This window comes from Paraburkholderia sp. PAMB 6770 (assembly GCF_057748135.1).
This window is the reverse complement of the sequence record NZ_CM173239.1, coordinates 1329214-1345626: the sequence shown is the minus strand read 5'-3', so window position 1 is coordinate 1345626 and position 16413 is coordinate 1329214. Positions and strand designations below refer to the sequence as shown.

Annotated in this window: 13 protein-coding genes; 9 read left to right on the top strand and 4 right to left on the bottom strand. The window is 70.5% G+C overall.

Going from position 1 to position 16413, the window contains the following annotated elements:
* Positions 1-38 precede the first annotated feature (38 nt).
* The 4 genes from AC3AP7_RS23420 to AC3AP7_RS23405 form a co-directional block, all read right to left on the bottom strand.
* Complete coding sequence (locus AC3AP7_RS23420) at positions 39-842, bottom strand: SDR family NAD(P)-dependent oxidoreductase (RefSeq protein ID WP_487364918.1); 804 nt, start codon at positions 840-842, stop codon at positions 39-41.
* Positions 843-867: 25 nt separating this feature from the next.
* Positions 868-2772 carry a TRAP transporter large permease gene (locus AC3AP7_RS23415; RefSeq protein ID WP_487364917.1) on the bottom strand — a complete coding sequence of 635 codons (1905 nt, stop codon included), beginning with the start codon at positions 2770-2772 and terminating at the stop codon, positions 868-870.
* 3 nt (positions 2773-2775) lie between these two features.
* Positions 2776-3795 carry a TRAP transporter substrate-binding protein gene (locus tag AC3AP7_RS23410; RefSeq protein WP_487364916.1) on the bottom strand — a complete coding sequence of 340 codons (1020 nt, stop codon included), beginning with the start codon at positions 3793-3795 and terminating at the stop codon, positions 2776-2778.
* Positions 3796-3897: 102 nt separating this feature from the next.
* Entirely contained in the window at positions 3898-5094 is a 1197-nt protein-coding gene (locus AC3AP7_RS23405) for a sigma-54-dependent Fis family transcriptional regulator (RefSeq protein ID WP_487364915.1), read from the bottom strand.
* 203 nt (positions 5095-5297) lie between these two features.
* Here AC3AP7_RS23405 and AC3AP7_RS23400 point away from each other — a divergent pair, with 203 nt between their 5' ends.
* The 9 genes from AC3AP7_RS23400 to tssA all read left to right on the top strand — a co-directional run bounded on the left by AC3AP7_RS23400 (position 5298) and on the right by tssA (position 16361).
* Positions 5298-6197 (top strand): LysR family transcriptional regulator, encoded by a 900-nt coding sequence (locus AC3AP7_RS23400; protein WP_487364914.1) that lies wholly within the window; start codon positions 5298-5300, stop codon positions 6195-6197.
* Positions 6198-6674: 477 nt separating this feature from the next.
* A complete protein-coding gene (locus AC3AP7_RS23395) occupies positions 6675-7265 on the top strand; it encodes a PPC domain-containing DNA-binding protein (protein ID WP_488324870.1) in 591 nt (196 codons plus the stop codon).
* Positions 7262-7696 carry a PPC domain-containing DNA-binding protein gene (locus tag AC3AP7_RS23390; RefSeq protein WP_487364912.1) on the top strand — a complete coding sequence of 145 codons (435 nt, stop codon included), beginning with the start codon at positions 7262-7264 and terminating at the stop codon, positions 7694-7696. Before AC3AP7_RS23395 ends, AC3AP7_RS23390 begins: the two co-directional genes overlap by 4 nt.
* A gap of 233 nt (positions 7697-7929) precedes the next feature.
* Positions 7930-9342 (top strand): MFS transporter, encoded by a 1413-nt coding sequence (locus tag AC3AP7_RS23385; protein ID WP_487364911.1) that lies wholly within the window; start codon positions 7930-7932, stop codon positions 9340-9342.
* Positions 9343-9561: 219 nt separating this feature from the next.
* A complete protein-coding gene (locus AC3AP7_RS23380) occupies positions 9562-10188 on the top strand; it encodes an MFS transporter (RefSeq protein ID WP_487364910.1) in 627 nt (208 codons plus the stop codon).
* Between the two features lie 228 nt (positions 10189-10416).
* Entirely contained in the window at positions 10417-11271 is an 855-nt protein-coding gene (locus tag AC3AP7_RS23375; protein WP_487364909.1) for an alpha/beta fold hydrolase, read from the top strand.
* Between the two features lie 265 nt (positions 11272-11536).
* Entirely contained in the window at positions 11537-13951 is a 2415-nt protein-coding gene (locus tag AC3AP7_RS23370; protein WP_487364908.1) for a sensor histidine kinase, read from the top strand.
* Complete coding sequence (locus AC3AP7_RS23365; RefSeq protein ID WP_487364907.1) at positions 13951-14685, top strand: response regulator; 735 nt, start codon at positions 13951-13953, stop codon at positions 14683-14685. Before AC3AP7_RS23370 ends, AC3AP7_RS23365 begins: the two co-directional genes overlap by 1 nt.
* Before the next feature lie 38 nt (positions 14686-14723).
* Positions 14724-16361 (top strand): type VI secretion system protein TssA, encoded by a 1638-nt coding sequence (gene tssA / locus AC3AP7_RS23360; protein WP_487364906.1) that lies wholly within the window; start codon positions 14724-14726, stop codon positions 16359-16361.
* The last annotated feature ends 52 nt before the right edge of the window (positions 16362-16413 follow it).

Below are 16413 nucleotides of genomic sequence, written 5' to 3'. Positions count from 1 at the left end.
GTTCCTGTATAAATGAAGAAAAGCGAAAACCCCGGGACTCAGATTTCGAGCACGCCGGCGGCAACGAAGCCGCCGTCGACCGCGAGCGTCTGACCGGTCACGTACGACGCATCGTCCGAGGCGAGAAAAGCCACCGCGCCGGCGATCTCGTCCGGCGTGCCGTAACGGCGCATCGGCACCTGGCGCAGATAGTTGTCGCGCGCCACGGGCGAATGCAGCGCCGCGACCATCGGCGTCTCGATCGGGCCCGGTGCGATTGCGTTGACGGTGATCCCGTGGCCGGCCAGCTCGATCGCCATCTGCCGCGTGAGGCCGATCACCGCCGACTTCGACGTGCCGTAAGCGGTGCGTCCGGCGCTCGCGCGAATCCCCGCCACCGACGCGAGATTCACGATGCGTCCCCAACGGTGCCGGATCATCTGCGCGGCGGCGCGCTGCGCGAGCAGCATGGGCCCGGTCACGTTGACGTCCATCACCGCGCGCCAGTGATCGAGCGGATAGCTCTCGAACGGAAAGGTCTTCGCGATGCCCGCGTTGTTCACGAGCACGTCGCAGCGGTCGAAGCGCGCGACGACCTGCGCGAACAGCGCATCGATCGAGGCGGCGTCGCCCGCGTCGAGCGCCAGCGCGAGCGCGTCGCGGCCCTGCTCGCGCGCGGCGCGCACCGTCTCGCGGGCCGCCTCCAGGTTCAGGTCGGCGACGACGACCGCAAAGCCGTCGTCGGCAAGCCGCTGCGCAATCGCGGCGCCGATGCCCATCGCGCCGCCGGTGACGAGCGCAACCCGACCGTTCGCGCGGGTCGCGCGGCGGGCGGGGGTGTCGGTGACGAAGGTGTCTGGCATGCGTAGCTCCAGGTAAGGTATCGGATCAGAAAGTGGGGTGAGCGGCCAGAAAGCCGGTGGAAATCCATGGGATAAACGTCACGACCGCGAGCGCGACGGCCAGCGCGAGCAGATAGCGCCACACGCGGCGGCTCACGCCGTCGGGCGACACCTTGCCGATCGCGCAGGCGGCGTAGAAGCCGACGCCGAACGGCGGCGCGAACAGTCCCATGCCCATCGCGAGAATCACGACCATCGCGTAATGCACGTCGTTGATGTGCAGTGCGCGCGCCGCCGGAAACAGCAGCGGTCCGAACAGCACGATCGCCGGAATCCCTTCGAGCACGCTGCCGAGAATCGCGAAGCAGACGACCGTCACGACGAGAAAGCCGGCCGGGCCGCCGGGCACCGCCTGCATCAGCTGCACGAGCTGGCCGGAAAAGCCCGAGCGCGTCAGCGCCCACGCCATCGAGGTGGCAAGACCGATGATCAGCAGGATCGCGCCGGACAGCGCGGCCGCATCGACGCACAGCCGGTAGAGCCGCCGCAGCGGCACCGGCCGGCCGAGCGCGCGCGCCGTGAACGCGAACAACAGCGTGTACGCGACGCCGACCGTCGATACCTCGGTGGCCGTCGCGATGCCGTCGACCACCGCGAAGCGGATCAGTACCGGCAACGCCAGCGCCGGCAGCGCGACCACGAACGCGCGCGCGATCTGCGCGAAGGACGCGCGTTCGCGCTGCGCGGCCGGCTCGCGCCGCGCGCGCCGCCAGCAGACGAGCGCGATCGCCGCCGTCGAGATCACCGCCGGCAGCAGGCCGCCGACGAACAGCGCGCTGATCGACACGCCGCACACCGCGCCGATCGTGATCAGCACGAGGCTCGGGGGGATCGTCTCGGTCATCGCGCCCGACGCGGCGAGCAGCGCGGCCAGTTCCTCGGGATCGGAGCCGCGCGCGCGCATTTCCGGGAACAGCGCGGGCGCGACCGCGGCCATGTCCGCGGCCTTCGAGCCGGAGATCCCGGACACGAGGAAGATCGCGCCGAGCAGCACGAACTGCAGGCCGCCGCGCACGTGCCCGAGCAGCGCGCACATGAAGTCGACGAGCGAGCGCGCAAGGCCGCTCATCTCCAGCAGCGCCCCCAGCAGCACGAACACCGGCACCGCGAGCAGCACCAGGTTCGCCATCCCTTCGTCCATCCGGCTCACGACGATATCGAGCGGCGCCTGCGTGACGAGCAGCAGATAGCTGACGGTCGCGATGCCGAATGCGAACGCGATCGGCGTGCCGAGCACGATCGCGCCGGCCACCAGCGCGACGAAAAACACCAGCAGGTTCAGATTGCCGATCGCGAGCAGCGCGGGCGCCGCGAGCCACAGCACCCCGGCCAGCGCGGCGACGCTCGCGAGCGCCGCCGCGCGCGCCTTCGTGCCGGGCAGCGCCAGCACCCGCGCAAGCGCCACGCAGAACATCAGCGCGGCGCCCACCGGCAGCGCGAGCGCGCGCAGGCCGTCCGGCATGCCGAGCGCGGGCGTCGTGATCGCCATCTGCTCGTTCGCATGCTGCGCGGCCGGCACGATGACGAGCGCGACGAACACGCACACGACGAGCGAGCTCACGCCCTGCGCCCACGCCTGCCAGGCGGGGGACCAGCGCTTGACGACGGCGGTCATCTTCATGTGCTCGCCGCGTGCGAGCGCGAGCACCGCGCCGAGCATCGCCAGCCAGCTGAAGAGCGCCGACGCCAGTTCGTCGGACCAGACGAGCGGCGCGTCGAGCCCGTAGCGCCAGATCACGCCGCACAGCAGGATCGCCACTTCGGCGACCAGCAGCGCCGCGGCCGCGAACTCGACCAGATGCACCAGATGGATCAGCGCGCGCGCGGCGATCCCGCGGCCCTGCAGGCTGGCGAGCGGCCCCGTTCGGAGAGGCGAGGAAGTCGGCTGCATGGCTTACCCCAGCTTGCCGGAGGACTGTTCGAGCAGCGCCCACGCCTGCGGACCGAACTTCTTCTGCCAGTCCGCATAGAAGCCGGCCTTGCGCAACTGGTCGCGAAACGCCGTCTGGTCGACGTCGTTGAACACGAGGCCCGCGCCCTGCAGCTTCGCGCGCAGCGACTGGTCCATCGCGACCACGTCCGCGCGCTCCTTCAGCGCGGCGTCGTTGACCGCGTTGCGCACGATCGTCTGCAGATCCGCCGGCAGACGCGCGAACGATGCCTTGTTCGCGAGGAACCAGAAGCCGTCCCACATGTGATTGGTCATCGAACAGTACTTCTGCACCTCGAACAGCTTCGCGGTGTAGATGATCGACAGCGGATTCTCCTGACCTTCGACGATATGCGTCTGCAGCGCCGAGTAGACTTCCGCGAAGTTCACGCTCGCCGGCGACGCGCCGAACGCGCGGAACATCGATGTCCACAGCGGGCTCGGCGGCACGCGCAATTTCACGCCCTTCAGGTCGTCCGGCGTGCGGATCGGCTTGCTCGCCATCGTGATCTGCCGGAAGCCGCCGTTCCAGATCCGCTCGAACGCGAAGATCGACGTCGTGCCGATCTGCTCGCGCACGTGCGCGCCGAGCGCGCCGTCGAGCGCGGCCCACACCGCGTCGTAGTCCTTGAACGCGAAACCCATCCCGCTGATCTGCGCGGACGGAATGAAGGTGCCGAGAATCAGCGGCGACAGCGTGAAGAAATCGACCGCGCCCGAGCGCAGCTGCGACAGCGTGTCCGTGTCGCCGCCCAGCTGGTTGTTCGGGAAAATCTGGATCTCGACGCGACCCTTCGACTCCGCGAGGACGCGGGCGGCCATCTGCTTCGCGCGCACGTTCATCGGATGCGTGACGGGCAGGTTGTTCGCGTAGCGCAGCGTGAATTCGGCCGCGCGCGCCTCGCGCGACACGAGCGACAACGCGGGCGCCGCCGCGGCGACCGAAAGAGCCTGCAGGAAGGATCGTCTGCTGATGTGCTGCATGGTTGTCTCCAGAATGGCCGGTCCGCCGGCCTTGTTTGATGAACGGACAAACAACGAACAAACGCGCCGCGGCGGCCGGACGACCCGCCCCGCGGAACAGCTTCAGGCCACGACCGCGGCGCCCGCGTCGGGATCGGCATCGAGCAGCGCGGCGCCCGCGTCGCGGATGTGCGGAATGCCGAGCGACTTCAGCTGCCGGTAAAGCGTGGAGCGGCAGATGCCGAGATCGCGCGCGGCCACCGAGACGTTCCAGCGCGTCTGCGCCAGCACGCGCAGCACGCGCTCGCGTTGCGCGCCGCGCGGGCCTGCCGGCGCACGGTGTCCGGGCGACGGCTGCACCGCCGTCCACGGCATGCCTCGATGCGTGTCTTGATGTGCGTCTCGATGAGCGCCTTGATGCGTGTCTTGATGCGTGTCTTGATGTGCATCTCGCTGCATGCCTCGATCCGCGTCTCGCTGCATGCGAGGCTGCACGCCGGCGCGCAGCAGGTCGTGCGGCAGATCGTCGGCGTCGATGTGCGCGCCGCGCGCGAGCGCGCACGCAGAGCGCAGCACCGCGCGCAGCTGGCGCACGTTGCCCGGCCACGTGCACGCCTCGACGCAGGCCCAGGCCGCCTGCGACAGCGTGACGGGAGCGCCCGCCTCCTGTGTGGCGATCCGCGCGACGAGCGTCCGCAGGTCCGTGCGCTCGCGCAGCGGCGGCAGTCTCAGCACGCCGACCGCGATCCGGTAGTACAGGTCCGCGCGGAACGCGCCGGCGTCGACGAGCACATGCAGGTCCTGGTGGGTCGCGCAGATCAGCTGGAAATCGACCGACAGCGGCTCGGTCGCGCCGAGCGGCGTGATTTCCCGCTCGGACAGCGCGCGCAGCAGGCGCGTTTGCTGCGCGGCGGGCATGTCGCCGATCTCGTCGAGAAAGAGCGTGCCGCCGTGGGCGCTCGCGAGCTTGCCCTTCAGCCCGGTCGCGAGCGCGCCGGAGAACGCGCCGCGCGCATAGCCGAAGAGTTCGCTTTCGATCAGCGTATCGGGAATCGACGCGCAGTTGAGCGCGACGAGCGGCGCGTCCGCGCGCCCCGCGCGGCGAACGCTGTACGCATGCAGTGCACGCGCGACAAGCTCCTTGCCGGTGCCCGTCTCGCCGAGTATCAGAACCGGCAGGCCGCGCTCGATGAAGCGCCTGCCGCGTGCGATGGCGTCGCGCATCGCGCGATCGGTTTCGTTATGTTCGTCCCACCCGCGTCCGGGGGCGTTCCCTTCCGGCAAGGCGTGGACGGGGTGGGCTGCTTTGTGGGCGCTCACGACTGTCTCCGTTCCATGATCGGGCCGCCGTGTCGGCGGCCGGCTCCGGGCCGTTGCGGGCCGGGGTGGCCGGTTGGGGCCCCTGCGCAACGACCTGTCGTGGACGCAGATTAGTGCGCGTCACTCATATTTTCCAATACAATAATCGTCACCCTGTCATACCTTTGCGGTATTAGTCCTGAGATCGATCCTGAGGAGCGACGATGGAGTTGCGGCATCTGCACTACTTTTCGGTGCTCGGCGAAACCCTGCATTTCGGGCGCGCCGCCGAGCGGCTGCACATTTCGCAGCCGCCGCTGTCGCGGCAGATCGCGCTGCTGGAGGAGGAACTGGGCGTCGTGCTGCTCGAGCGCAACCGGCGCAGCGTGCGGCTCACGGCGGCGGGCGAACGCTTTCTCGGCGACGCGAAAGAGATCCTCGCGTCGGTCGAGCGGGCGCGCCGCAATGCGCTGAGCGCGAGCCTCGGCCATAGCGGATCGCTGTCGGTCGGCTTCATGTTCGCCACCGCGTACAGCGTGCTGCCGCCGATCACGCGCGCCTACACGTCCGCCTACCCGGACGTCGACGTGCACCTGACCGAATCGATCCCGCGCCTGCTGATCCAGGAGATTCGCGAGAGCCAGACCGACGTCGCGATCATGTATCCGCCCGACGACCTCGAAGGGCTCGACACCCGCACGGTGTTCCGCGAACCCTTGGTGGCCGCGCTGCCCGCGCAGCATCCGCTCGCGCGCCGCAACGGCGCGATCGACGCGGCCGCCTTGCGCGGCGAATCGTTCCTGATCTCGCCGCGCGTCGCGGCGCCCTACGTCTACGACGCGATCGTCTCGCACTGCAAGCAGTGCGGCTTCACGCCGAAGATCCGCCTCGAAACGAACTACCAGCAGACGATCGTCAATCTCGTGAGCCAGGGGCTCGGCGTCGCGCTCGTGCATCGCTCGATGAAAACCGCGCGCCCGCTGAACGTGAAGTTCCGCCCGCTCGCGAATCCGCCGCACGTGGACGTGAACGTCACGTGGAACCGGCTCAATCACAATCCCTGCATCCAGACCTTCGTCGACATCGCACAGCAGCGCGCCGCCGAACTCCACCCCGGCGCGTGAGCGGCGTCGGGCGCGCGCAACCGTGCGCGGCCCCGCGCCTATCCCTCGCCTATCCCGCCGCCTATCCCGCCGCCTATCCCTCGCCTATCCCTCGCCTATCCCTCGCCTATCCCTCGCCTATCCCTCGCCTATCCCTCGCCTATCCCGCCGCTTATCCCGCCGCCTATCCCTCGCCTATCCCGCGCTTGTCGGGGGCTTGCGCCGCGCTTATCAGGCGCTTATCCCGCACGCACGCATGCCTCGCCCGGCGCATGCGTCGCGCGGCCGCGCGTCAGGTGTCGCATGCGCGCCGCGACACCTGACGCACTCCACGCCCTGTGTGCCCTCTGCGCGGGGCGCCGCGCGGTTCGTCCAACCGCCGCAGGCGAGCGCCCGGGCGCCCGTCCGGGGCCGCGCCGGCCACGCGCGACGCAGCACCGGCATCGATCTTGCGTAACGGGTCGCGCCCTACCCGGGCGTTCAGTGGAGAACCCAATCATGCATTCAACGATGTCCCCTCCGGACGACGCCGTGGCACAAGCACGGCGGCGCCCCGGGCGCACCGAGCCGAACCGGGCGTTTGCCCATCCGGGGCGCGCGCTCGCCCCGCGCATCGTCGACGCGGTGACGCGCCGCCGCACGCGCGAATGGCGCATCGCGCTGCCGCCGGGCGCGAACCTCGGCGCCACGCTGCATGCGCTGCTCGACGGCGAGCCGGCCTGCGCGGGCTGCGGACGCATCGACGGCGGCGTCTGCAGCCAGATCCAGTATCACGTGATGATGCACGCGGCGCACGGCCCGAAGCCGTATGTGTACGGACCGCCGATCGTGTGCCGCGGCGAGAACACGCTGATCGGCGCGAACTTCACGATCGGGCGTCGCGCGGACGGTTCGCGCATCCTGCATTGCCACGGCGGCTTCGTCGATGCGCACGGCACGCAGCACGGCGGCCATCTGATTCTCGAACAGACGCTCGCGGGCAGCGACGGCATGCCGTTGCGCGTGTGCCTGTTCGACGGCGTCGAACTCGTCGTCGCCCCCGATACGGAAACCACTTTCGATCTGCTGCAACCGGCTACGACCTCATGACCGCCCCGCTCTCTTCCGCCGTCTCCATCGAAACCGGGCACTACGGACGCCTCGTCGTCGCCCGCCTCAAACCCAACGAAGACCTGGTCGCGTCGCTCGAAGCGCTGTGCGCCGCGCACGGGATCGAACGCGCGGTGCTGCGCAGCGCAGTCGGCAGCCTGATCGAAGCGCAGCTCGCGCGCGGCTGCGGCGCGGGCGAGCAGCACGTGACGGTCAGCGGACCCGGGGTCGAGATCCTGAACGTCTCGGGCGAGATCGCGCTTGCCGGGGACGCGCCGCGCTCGTCGCTCAGCGGCGTCGTCGCCGATCCCGCCGGCAAGCTGTATGCGGGGCGCTTCCGGCGCGGCGGCAACCGCTCGTTCATTACGATCGAGGTCTCGCTGCAGGAGTGGGTCGTCGAGCAGACGCACGCAGTGAAGCGCCTCGACTGAACCGGGCGCTGCCGGGTCGGGCGCGGGGGAGCGGACGGTCCCTCGCGTGCGCGTGCGTGATGAACGTGATGGCCTGGTGAAAACCCGGAGTTGAGTCCACCTGATACCCCGGATCAAAAAACATCGTTTCAGCGCGCCGCCTCCTGCATTGCACAATCGGTCGGGCCACGTCAGCGCATCGCATGCCGGCGCCGCCGTCGTCGCCCCGACGTGCAGAACAGACAGGAGACAGCTTGAACGACCAGGAACTGCTTGCCCGGCCGGCGCGCGGCACCGCCGCCGCGGCCGTCACCGCCGGCGCGCCAGCCGGCGCGGCGCACCACGACCGGCGCACGACCGCCCTCGACGACGTGCCGCTGAACGCATTCCACGTGCGGATCGCCGGCCTCACGTTCGGGGCGCACTTCACCGAAGGCTATGCGCTCGGCACGATCAGCTACGCGCTCGTGACGCTGAACCGGCAGATGCCGCTCGATCCGTTCTGGCAGGGCATGCTCGGCAGCGCCGCGCTGATGGGCATCTTCGCCGGCAGCCTCGGGTTCGGCTGGCTGTCGGACCGGATGGGACGGCAGCGCATTTTCCTGCTGAGCTTCGTGATCATCACGCTCGCCGCGTTCGCGCAGTTCTACGCGAACTCGCCCGCGATGCTGTGCGCGCTGCGCGTGCTGATCGGCATCGGGATGGGCGGCGACTTCACCGTCGGCCATGCGATCCTCGCGGAGTTCTCGCCGCGCAGGCATCGCGGTACGCTGCTCGGCTCGTTCAGCGTGATCTGGACCATCGGCTACGTGATCGCCAACGTGGTCGGCATGCATTACGCCGACGCATCGCCGGACGCATGGCGCTGGCTGCTCGCATCGGCCGGCGTGCCGGCGCTCGCGATCCTGATCCTGCGCATCGGCACGCCGGAGTCGCCGCGCTGGCTGCACGGCAAGGGCCGCGTGGCCGAAGCGCAGGCGGTCGTGCGCCGGTACTTCGGCCCGCATGTGACGCTCGACGGTCCCCACCCGGGCGCGGGCGCCCATGCGCGGGCGCGCGGCGGCTTCGCGCGGCTGTTCCGGCGCGACCTGATCCGGCGCACGGTCTTCAACTGTGCGTTCTTCGTGTGCCTCGTGATTCCGTACTTCGCGATCTACACGTTTCTGCCGTCGATCCTGAAGGCCATCCGCCTCGACGACGGTTCGGGCGCGGACCTGCTGCTCAACGGCTTCCTCGTGCTGGGCGCGCTGGCGGGCATCTGGCTGACGATCGCGCTGTCGCGGCGGCGCTTCCTGATCGGCTCGTTCGCGGTCACGTGCGTGGCGCTGCTCGCGCTCAGCGTTTTGCCGGAGTCCGCGCCGCTCGCGATGATCGTCGCGTTCGCGGTGTTCACGCTGACGATGTCGGCGTTCTCGAACCTGGTCGGCGTGTTTCCGCCCGAATGCTTCCCGACCGAGGTGCGCGCGTGCGGGGTCGGACTGGCGATTGCGTGCAGCCGGCTCGGCTCGGCGGTGGGCACCTTCCTGCTGCCGATCGGCATCGCGACGCTCGGCTTTCACGCGACGATGTTCGCGCTCGCGGCGGTGCTCGCGCTGGGGATGGTCGTCTCGATCGCATGGGCGCCCGAAACGAAACATTTGACGCTGAATCAGGCGAGCGGCGGATAACGGGCAGCAAGCGTCGTTGCGCGATATTTCATACTTGTCAGATTGTTTTGTGCCGCCTTCTGTTGAAAGATGAACAGGAATCCGAATGACTTCAGGGTCATTCGGTTTTTCCTGCTTTTTTCTTTCCTGGGGGAGACACGTTGAGCGACGCGACCGGGCCAGCCGCCGGCCAACCGGATGAGGCGGCCGCGCGCGGCGGCTGCGGCGCCGATGCACCGGTTGCCGGCGATTCCGCTGCGCCAGCCGCCATCGTTGCGCGACCGGTTGCGCATACTCGGACACGGGCAGGTTTCCGCAACCGTCGGCATATCGTTTCTGACCGCGCTCGGCAGCCTGGGCCTCTACACCTATCTTGCGCCGATATTGCACGCGCTGACCGGGGCTGGCGACATCAAGTATGACCTTTGGGTCTGGGGCACCGGCGGTCTGATCGGAAGCTTTGCCGTCGGACCGTTGATCGACCGGACCGCCCATCCGGCCCGTCTGCTGACCGGGATTCTAGTCATCCTCACCGCGTCGCTCGCATCGCTGCCGCTCGTCGCCCCGGCCGGCCCTGTCGCGCTGGTGCCCTTTCTCCTCTGGGGCGCGATGGGATGGGCGTCACTCGCCCCGCAGCAGCATATGCTGCTCGACCTGCAGCCGGATCACGGTCCGGCAGCCGTCGCCCTCAATAGCTCGTGCAATTACCTCGGCAGCGCGGCAGGCGCGCTGATGGGCGGCGTGCTGATGTCCTCGGGCGTCAACCCGGCCGCGCTCCCGTACTATGCGGCCGCGGCGACGCTTGCGGCCGCGCTCGGCCACCTGGTGCGCCATCGCGTGCAGAGCACACGTCCCGCCCCCGCGTGACCGCTTGCAAAGCCACGGGACCGCGGGGTCACGGGGTCACGGGGCCGCCGCGCGGGCCTCGCCGCGATCGCCGCGCCCCCCGGCGGCCCCGATCCCGGCCAGCAATCGCGCCAGCCCCGGTGCCCGCCCCGCCACCCTTCAGAAAATCTGATTACTCCATTCAATTAAAAGCGTTTTTCTTGAACACCCGTTTGCGGCACAGTGCTACCAGAACGCCGGAGAACCGCCGTGAACCCGCATATCGACCCGACTCTTTTCGCCGCGCCCGACCTTTCGTTTGCCACGCTGCCTTCGGGCGTCGCGTTGCCCTACCTCGAACGCGGCGTCGGCGAGCCGCTGCTGTTCGTGCACGGCTCGCTGTGCGATTACCGGTACTGGGCGCCGCAGATGGAACCGCTCGCGCAACAGTTCCGCTGCATCGCGCCGAGCCTGAGCCACTACTGGCCCGCGCTCGACGCGTGCATCCAGAGCGAATTCGGCTGGGACACGCACGTCGCCGAACTGGCCGGGTTCGTCGGGGCGCTGGGTCTCGATTCCGTGCACCTCGTCGGGCATTCGCGCGGCGGCAATCTCGCGTATCAGCTCGCGCGCCGCTATCCGCGCCTCGTGCGCTCGCTCGTGCTCGCCGACCCGGGCGGCCCGCTCCTGCTGACCGACGACGAGGACGCGGCACTGCCCGCCGCCACCAACGTGCTGCGCTCGCGCGCGGCGAGCCTGATCGACGCCGGCGAGTTCGAGGCCGGGCTGGAACTGTTCGTCGACTCGGTCAGCGCGCCCGGCACCTGGAAGCAGAGCCCGCGCGCCTTCCGCCAGATGGCCCTCGCCAATGCGACCACCTTGCCGAAGCAGTTGTGCGATCCGCTGCCGGCGTTTTCGGCGTCGTCCGCCGCCGGCATCAAGTGCAGAACGCTGCTGATCGACGGGCAGCGCAGCCCGCGCATGTTCCGCAACAACGTCGCGGCGCTCGCGCAATGGGTGCAGTTCGCCGAACGCGTGACGATCGACGGCGCGACCCACGGCATGAACGTGTCGCATCCGCAGCAGTTCAACCGTCAACTGACCGCGTTCGTCAACGGCGACTGAGCCCTCTCCCTGCGGCCCGGTCTGCGCGTTATCCCGGCCGGATCGCCGTCGCATGCTGTCCCCACCGTCCGCCTGACCCCGGCAAAAGCGCGCGCCGACCCGGCCGGATCCCGGCTTCTCCGCCGCCGCGCCCGGTCCGGCGCCGGCCGCGCGCGCCCCGCGCCGGCGCGGCGGTCTGCGCGCGACGTGAGTTTGCTATCATTTCCCGAAATTGGCAGCGGACTCCGTTCATGAGAGATGTCGGCGCACTACGGGGAGGGAGCGCATGACGCGGGCACCGGCGTCGGCCCGCGCGCGCACGCTGGGTGGCGCGCTTGCGCTGGGCGTGGTCTATTACCTGCTCGCGCTGCCCGTCGCGAAACTGCAAGGCCCCGGCACGATCGCCGCCATCGCGTGGCCGGCGCCGGCTGTCGCGATCGCCTTCCTGTGGCCGCTGCCGCCGCGCCGATGGGCAATCCATCTGCTCGCGATCTTCGCCGCCATTGTCGCGGTCGGCATCTTCGATTCCCAGCCCTGGCGCACCGACGTCGGCTTCGGCGCACTCAACGTGTTCGAGGTCGTGCTGTGCGCGTGGCTCGGCCATCATTACGTCGATCGCACCGGCCGCCTCGCCAGCACCGCGAGCCTCGTGCGCTTTCTCGCGCTGCTGCCGCTGGCGGGCATCGGCCTCACGTCGGTGCTGGGCGCGACGCTCGCCGGTTATCTGACCCACACGGACTGGTGGCGCGAATGGCGCACGCTGATGGTCGGCAACGGCGTCGCGGTGCTCGTGCTGGTGCCGGCGCTGCTCGCGTGGCGGCCCACGCCGCCCGGTACGGCCGCCACGCCCGGCACGGGTCCGAGACACGCGAATCTGAGCGCGCCGATCGGCAGCGTCGCGGTCGTGCTGATTCTTGCCGCGGTCGCAGGCCTGCATCTGTCCGAGGAAGTCCAGCGCAGCGCGCTGTCGCTCGTGCTTGCCGCCACCGCGATCTACGGCGGACTGACCGGCGCGGCGGCGACCGTCGGCACCGCCGCCGTGCTCGGCGTGCTGCTCACGCTGATGCATCTCGGCCCGTACCAGTACGACGGCGCCGACAGCACCTGGCGGCTGCAGGTCGACATGGCCGGGCTCGCGATGCTGTCGTTCTTCGTCGCGGTCGCGACGCGCGAGCGGCGGCAACTCGCGCTGCGTCTCGAACAGGCGCGCCGGATGGAATCGCTCGGGCTGCTCGCGGGCGGCGTCGCGCACGACTTCAAGAACATCCTGTGCGCGGTCGACGGTTTCGCGGAAATCGCCGAGGGCCGTCTCGACGGCGCGTCGCCCGCGCTCGGACCGCTGCGCGAACTGCAGACGGCATCGGCGCGCGGGCGCGACCTGACCGAGCAGATCCTGCTCGCGGCGCGGCGCGGCGATCGCGTGCGCGAGACGCTTGCGCTCGCGCCGCTCGTCCATGAAGCGGTGAGCCTCGCGCGGCCGCTCGCCCGAGGCGGCGTCGCGATCGCGCTCGAACCGCCCGATGCGCGCATCCTCGTCGACGCGCACCAGGGGCAGCTCGTGCGCGCGGTGCTCAATCTCGTGCGCAATGCGTGTCAGGCGGCGCATGCGCAGGTGACGGTGCGCGTCGGCAGCGGCGACGCGAGCGCGGAGCCGATTGCGGTCGGCGACATTCCGCCCGAGTCCGCCGTATGGATCGAAGTGGCCGACGACGGCGACGGCATCCCCGCCGATCATCTGCCGCACCTGTTCGAACCGTTCTATTCGACGCGCGCGAAGGGTGCCGGCACCGGGCTCGGGCTCGCGATCGTCGCGGGCGTTGCGTGCGAGCACCAGGGCGGCGTGAGCCTCGCGACCAGCGCAAGCGGCACGCGCTTCCGGCTGCTGCTGCCGAGCGTGCAGGCGCGCGCGGGCGCGCACGCCCAGGTGGAGCCGGACACGTTCGACGACGCGTCCCGGCGCGCGCCGGCGGGTTCTCCCTTCGCGGAATCGTATTCGGGCGTACCGGCGGGTTCTCCCTTCGCGGACTCGCATTCGGGCGCGCCGGCGGGTTCTACCGCCGCGGAATCGTATTCGGGCGTACCGGCGGGTTCTCCCTTCGCGGACTCGCATTCGGGCGCACCGCCGGGTTCTCCGCTCGTGGAATCGTATTCGGGCGCGCCGCCGCGTTCTCCGCTCGCGGACTCGCATTCGGGCGCGCCGCCAGGTTCTACGAACGCCGTATCGCATTCGCACGCGCCGGCGGTCTCCCCCACCGTGGCATCGCACTCGGGCGTGCCGGCATCGCCGGCGCTGCCCACTGCGGCGCTGCCGGCCGATGCGCCGCAAGCCCCGCCCGGCAACGGCGAAACCGTGATCCTGATCGACGACGACAGCGCGTCGCGCGAGCGCACCGAGGACTGGCTGGCCGAACTCGGCTTCGAGCCGCTCGGCTACGCCGACGCGGAGCCCGCGCTGGCGCGGGCCGCGCAGTTCGACGGCGCGATCAGCCTGCTGCTCGCCGACGTCGACCGTGCGCCGGCCGATGCCGCCGCGTTCGCCGCCGGCCTGCGCGCCCGCGCGCCGGCGCTGCCCGTCATCCTGTGCTCGGCGCAGCCCGGCCTCGCGGGGATCGCGCACGCGGCCCGCGCGTTCGCGCTCGCCAAGCCATTCGACCGTGAAGCGCTCGGCCGTGCCGCCGCGCTTGCCCTGAAGGACCTCTGATGAGCCTGAACCCGCAACACGCCATTCTCGTCGTCGACGACGACCACTCGATGCGCACCATGCTGATCGAGTACCTCGCCGGCCACGGCTACCGGGCCGACGGCGCGGCAAGCGCGCTCGAAGCGATGAGTGCCTTTGCGGCGCGCCCGTATGACCTCGTGCTGCTCGATCTCGGGCTGCCGGACGGCGACGGCACCGAGCTCGCGCGCCGCTGGCGCGAGCAATCCGCGGTGCCGATCATGTACATCACCGGCCGCGACGACGAGGCCGACCGCGTGATGGGCCTCGAACTCGGCGCGGACGACTACATCACGAAGCCGTTCTCGCTGCGCGAGGTGCTCGCGCGCATGCGCGCGGTGATGCGCCGCGCGGGCGCGTCGGTGCAGACGCCGGTCACGCGCGGCAAGCATCCGCGCGCGTACCGTTTCGCCGGCTGGACGCTGAACCTGAATACGCGCCGGCTCACCTCGCCCGACGATGCCGCCGTGCCGCTCACGAACGCCGAGTTCAACCTGCTTGTCGTGTTCCTGAGCGCGCCGCAACGGATCATCTCGCGCGAAAAGCTGCTGGAAAGCACGCGCGCGTTCGACGACATCTACGACCGCGCGATCGACGTGCAGATTCTGCGGCTGCGCCGCAAGATCGAGCGCGATCCGAAGAACCCGACGCTGTTGCGCACCGAGCGCGGCGCCGGCTACTTCCTCGACGCGACGATCGAGCCGCTCTGGAACTGAGCGCCCGTTTCCCTCTGTTACGTACACCTTACTGATCTGTGAACGACCTCACGAACCTCGGCAAACAAGCCATTCAGGACGCCCAGCCTTGCGGCGCGGACGTGCGCGACGATGCGGAATTCGATCTGCTGCAGAACGAAATCGCGAAGATGTCGAACCCGGCGGCAAGCGGCACGCCCGACTGGAACGAAGTGGTGCGGCTCGCGAGCGTCCTGCTCGGCACCAGGGGCAAGGACGTGCTGGTGGCAAGCTACCTGGCAGCCGGCCTGCTCGCGACCCGCGAGCTCGAAGGCTTCGCGGACGGCATGCAGGTGATCGCCGACCTGTTCGACACCTACTGGGCCCAGCTCTACCCGCCGCTCGCGCGGCTGCGGGCGCGGCGCAACGCGGTGCAATGGCTGATCGACCGCGTGCGCGCGCAGGCCGACGAGCGCGACTGGTCGACCCTGCCGCCGCAGGATCCCGCGCAGGTCGAACGGCTGCGCGCGGCGCTCGCCGCCATCGACGCCGTCCTCGCCGACAAGGATGCCGACGCGCCGTCGATGCAGCCGCTGCGCGCGCTGCTCAATACCGTGCCGCTCGCCGAGGTCGCGCCGGACGGGGCGGGCGTGCCGGATGCACCGCCCGCGCCCGGGCCGGCGGCGCACGCGGCGCCCGGCGGTGCTTCTGCGTTCGGCGGCGCCGCGCCCGCCTCCGCGCCGGCCACGACGTCCGCCTCCACGTCCGCCACGATGGCCGCCTCCGCGCCCGCCTATGCCGCGGCCGCGCTCGCGCCGGTTCAGCCCGACTCGGCCGACGCGGCCGAGCAGGCCGCCACCGACGCGCTGGAACGCCTCGCCGACATCGGCGCATGGTACGCGGAAGCGGACCCGTCGAATCCGCTCGGCTTCCGGCTGCGGCGCATCGGCGCGTGGGCCGGCATCGAGCGCGCGCCGGCGGCCGGCGCCGGCGGCGAGACCGCGCTGCCGGGCCCGATTCCGCCGCTGCAGGATGCGTTTCGCGGACTGCAGTCGCGGGCCGCGCATCAGGATCTCGTCGGGTTTGCGGAGACGCAGTTGCGTCAGTATCCGTTCTGGCTCGACCTGCACGGCGTCGCCGCCCAGTCGCTGACGCTGCTCGGCGATGCGTGGGCGGCGGCGCGCCGCGAGGTGATCCAGGAGACCGCGAAGTTCGTCGCGCGGCTGCCGGGCCTCGAACAGCTGAAATTTTCCAACGGGATGCCGTTCGCCAGCGCGGACACGCTGCAATGGCTGCAGTCGATCGCGACGGCCGGCGGCGGCGCGGCGGCCGCGCCGCCGCCCGATCCGCTCGCGGCCGTGCTGGCGCGCGCCCGCGCGAATGCCGCCGACGGCGATCTGGCCGGCGCCGCGCAGTCGCTGCAGGACGCGATCGACCAGCACGCCGCGGCGGGCGCCCGCCTGCGGCTGCGCACCGCGCTGTGCGACCTGCTGCTCGAACACCGGCCGGGTGCGCGCCTCGACGCATTCGCGCGCGCGCTGGTCGCGGAAATCGACCGCTTCGACGTCGCCGCGTGGGACGGCCCGCTCGCCGCCGACGGCCTGCGCGCGGCCTACGCGATCCTCAGCCGCCACGACGACAACGGCGCCGAAACCGATGCGCTGCTCGCGCGCATCGCCCCGCTGAACGTCGCGACGGCGGTGAAGCTCATCGTCTGAGTGATGGTCTGAGTCGGCGTCCGGGCGCAGGCGCGCGGCGCGCGCCCCGCGC